General features: G+C 67.7%; 1 protein-coding gene and 1 pseudogene. One reads left to right on the top strand and one right to left on the bottom strand.

Annotated elements, in window-relative coordinates:
- Positions 1-91 precede the first annotated feature (91 nt).
- Entirely contained in the window at positions 92-3010 is a 2919-nt protein-coding gene (locus tag FNH09_RS45140) for a glycoside hydrolase family 48 protein (RefSeq protein WP_152895675.1), read from the bottom strand.
- A 275-nt stretch (positions 3011-3285) separates the two neighbouring features.
- Here FNH09_RS45140 and FNH09_RS45135 point away from each other — a divergent pair.
- Positions 3286-3729 (top strand): annotated as a pseudogene (locus FNH09_RS45135) (cellulose binding domain-containing protein); the annotation flags it as partial.
- Positions 3730-3860 lie beyond the last annotated feature (131 nt).

The following is a 3860-nucleotide window of genomic DNA, read 5'->3' as shown; positions in this document are numbered from 1 at the left end:
GAGCGGAACAGCAGGGGCGGGACGCGACGACCGGGCGGCCCCCTGTGCGGGTGGGGGCCGCCCGGCGCGGTACGCGGAGCGATGGCGGGGACTATTCGAGGAGCTCCGCGTACGAACCCATGGCCATGGCGATGTCCGCCTGGGCCCAGAAACGGTGGTACGTGAACACGGGCGCGGCGCCGCCCGCGAGATAGGCCGAGATCTTCGACCAGGCCGGGTCGTTCTTGTAGAAGGACCGCAGCGAGGTGAAGGTCGAGGACGAGCTGATCGTGTCGCCGTTCGGCATCTTGCCGGTCCAGCCGCTGGGCACGTACACGCTGTCGTTGAAGCGGCTGTAGTCGGTCCGGGTCTCCGGCACGGCGACACCCAGGCTGTCCTGGTAGTTGCCCCACATGCCGTCGAGCAGCGCCTTCGCCGTCGTCTTCGCCTGGGCGTTCCCGGACTTGGCGGCGTAGTACGTCAGGGTCTTGGCGTACGCGGCCGCCACGCCGACGTCGTTGGTGTAGTCGGCGACGGTGACGTGCAGACCGCTGTTGGCGCCGGGGCTCGACGCGTTCCAGGTGTCGGGCTGGCCGGACCACTGGAGCGTGGAGGGGATCAGATAGGTGCCGTCCGGGTTGATCGTGGTCTTGGACAGCGCCCAGGAGACCCACTTGTCGAGGACCGTCTTGGCGGCGGCGCTCCCGGTCTGCTGGTAGTACTCGGCGACCCGCTCCATCGACCACGCCTGGAAGCCGAACCACTGGTTGGACGGCGGGTCGTGGTAGACGGGCTGCTGGTCGTAGTACATGCCGTAGAAGGTGGACGTACCGGCCGGCGGGGTCGCGTACCGGCCCGCCCAGCTGTTGGTCGCACCGCCCGCGATGGCGCCCTCGTTCGACTGGAGCCAGCGGTAGAACTCCAACTGCCGGTCCAGGGACTTGGCCCAGTCCGCCTGTCCCGTCGCCGACTTCGGTTTCAGGTCGGCGTTGGTGCTGAGCGCGTAGGCGGCGAGGGGGTTCTGGTAGCCGCCGTGGACATGGCTGGAGCCGATGCGCCAGGCCCAGCCGGCACTCGTGTCGGTGGCGCCACCCCAGGCGTAGTACCAGGACAGCAGGTAGGCCGAGGCGTCCTTGCCGGTACCGGCCGCGCAGGTCGACGGCCCGACACAGTTGCCGATCTTCTTGAAGTACTTGTCATACATGGCGTAGCGCAGATAGTCGCCCATCTTCGCCGCCTTGCCGACGGTGGCCGACACGTCGGCGCCCTTGCCCTGGGCCTTGGCCCAGACGTCCGCCCAGTACGCGGCCTGCACCGCACGGGCGTCCGCGTCCGGGGCGTCGGTGTACTTCCACTGCTTGGCGTACGACGAGTCGCCGGTGAACAGGTCCAGATAGCCGTTGGTGCCGCCGTACTTGAAGGCGTCGCAGGTCGGCTGCGGCACCGTCTCCCACACCGACTCCTGCGGGCCGCGCTGGAAGGTGTTGATGTACGAGGGACCGGTCGCGGTCGGGCCCGCCTCGCACTTGCCGGGCTCGTTGCCGTAGCCGTAGACGTTGTCCACGTCCTGGATCCAGTGCATGCCGTAGACGTCGTCGGTGCCGTACGCCGTCTTCAGCTCGGCGGCGATCGGGTCCGAACCGACGGAGACCGCGGTGTCGAGCTTGGCCGGATACTCGTTGGGCGTGTCCAGCTCGGGCGCGTACGTCGCCGGCTTGGAGGCGTTGTAGAAGGAGTTGGTCGGCTGGTCGGCGTGGGTGGGGATCATGTACTTCTCCATGAGGTCCCACGCGCCGTTGAACTTGGTCCAGTCGCCCGAGACCTTGCCGTACATGGCCTGGAGCCACAGGAGGTAGCTGTACGCCTCCGACGTGGTCTCGTGCCCCTGGTCCGGGGCCTCGACGATCAGCGTCTCGACCGCGTGGTACGGGATGCCCTCGGGCGAGAAGTAGCCGTTCGCCGGGTTGGTGATCTTCCCGTACAGGTCCAGGAAGCGGGCGTCGTACTCCTTCGACGCGGCGATCTGCGTCACCGTCACGGTGGCCTTGGTGTAGCCGGTGGCCGTCGAGTCGAAGGTGGCCGCGCCGGTCCCGGAGGCGGCGGCGGTGACCGTCACCTGCTGCGCGGTGCTCCAGTTGGACGGCGTGAAGGTGAGCGAGGCGCCGCCGGTGACCGACACACCGGTGTTGCCGCCGGTGCGCGCGGTGGTGACGGTGACGTTGGCGCTGGGCTGCGTCGACAGCTTCACGTCGTACGTCGCCGTCCTGCCCTGCTGGACGGCCAGCTGGTTGGTCGAGGCCACCACGGAGGGACCCGAGGCGACCGTGATGCCGACCGGGGTGGACTCGGCGGAGGCGCCCAGGCTGTCGTAGGCCTTCGCGAGCAGAGAATGACTGCCCACGGTCAAGCCAGAGGCCGAGAGCGAGTAGGGCGCGCTGGTGTCCGTGCCGAGCAGCGTGGTGTTGTCGTAGAACTCCACCTTGCTGATCGTCGCGCTGTCCGCGGCCGCGGCGGTGGCCGCGAGCGGGACCGCGGTGCCCTGGGTGTAGACGGCGCCCGCGGCCGGGCTGGTCAGCACGGTCAGCGGCGGCTGGTGGGCGCCGGTGCAGGTGGTGCCGTTGACCGCGAACGAGGCGGGAGCGGTGTTGGTGCCGCTGTAGCTGAACTGCGCGCCCGTGCTCACCGCCGCGCCCGCGGCGATCGTCCCGTTGTACGAGGCGTTGTTCACGGTGATCGCGGTGCCGGACTGGGTCCAGGTGCCGTTCCAGCCGTTCACCAGCTTCTGGTTGCCGGTGTAGGCGTAGGTCAGGGCCCAGCCGTTGACGGCGTCCGTGCCGCGGTTGGTGAGGGTCAGGTCCGCGGTGAAGCCGGAGCCCCAGTCGTTGGTCTTGTAGTCGACGCTGCACTGGAGCGTGGCCGCCTGGGCGGGGGCCGTGCCGACGGCGAGCATCGACAGGGGGAGGGCCAGTGCCGTCACGGCGGCGGCCCATAACCGTCGTACGGCTCTGCGCCTTCGGGGTGGGGGATGCATGGTGCTGGTTCCTCCTTGTTGCGGCTGTTGCGGCTCGGAGAAGTCAAGGCTTGAACCAGTGGGAGCGCTCCCATAGTGGAGATGGGGGTAGGGGCGGTCAAGACGCTTGAAGAGTCGAAAAGATTCGATGAACACTTCGTCGGCCACATTGAGGAAAAGTCAGCGCACCCTCTGTTCTTCGTCGTGACTTGGCGCTAGCTTCCTTCGCACCAGTGGGAGCGATTCCAACAGTCGACGCGTCCGTCACGACGCGCCCGAGCTGCAAGGAGTCGCTCATGCGACACCCCCCGCGTTCAGGTCTTTTAGTCGTGGCCGGTGCGATCGCCCTCATCGGGGCAGCGGTCGTACCGGTCGTCACGGCGCAGGCGGCCACGCCGGCGTGCACGGTGCAGTACTCCGTCGTCAGTCAGTGGGACTCCGGCTTCCAGGGCACCGTGAGCATCACCAACAACACGGCCGCCCTGAGCGGTTGGAGCCTCACCTTCGACTTCGCCGGCGGCCAGAAGGTCACCCAGGGCTGGAACGCCAAGTGGTCCCAGTCCGGTACGACCGTCACCGCCACGAACGAGAGCTACAACGGATCCCTCGGTACCGGCGCGAGCGTCAGCGCCGGATTCATCGCCTCCTGGTCGGGCAGCAACACCCCACCGGCCACGTTCAAGCTCAACGGCACCACGTGCAACGCCGACGCGGAGCCGTCACCCACCCCCACACCCCCGTCTCTTATAAACCTCTTCGAGCCCACGGGGAGTGGAGGAAGATCGTAGGATGTCGTCTGCTGGCTACAAAAAAACACGAAGACAAACAGATCCACCAGTGCGATAGAGTTATCGGACCGTTCGGGATGGTC

The organism is Streptomyces adustus (assembly GCF_009377175.1).
In the GTDB taxonomy this organism is placed as follows: Bacteria; Actinomycetota; Actinomycetes; order Streptomycetales; family Streptomycetaceae; genus Streptomyces; species Streptomyces adustus.
This window is presented reverse-complemented; position numbering and strand designations above follow the sequence as displayed.

Excerpts from the sequence above, each read along its gene's own strand:
- FNH09_RS45140 (WP_152895675.1), bottom strand. The coding sequence starts at position 3,010 with ATGCATCCCCCACCCCGAAGGCGCAGAGCCGTACGACGGTTATGGGCC.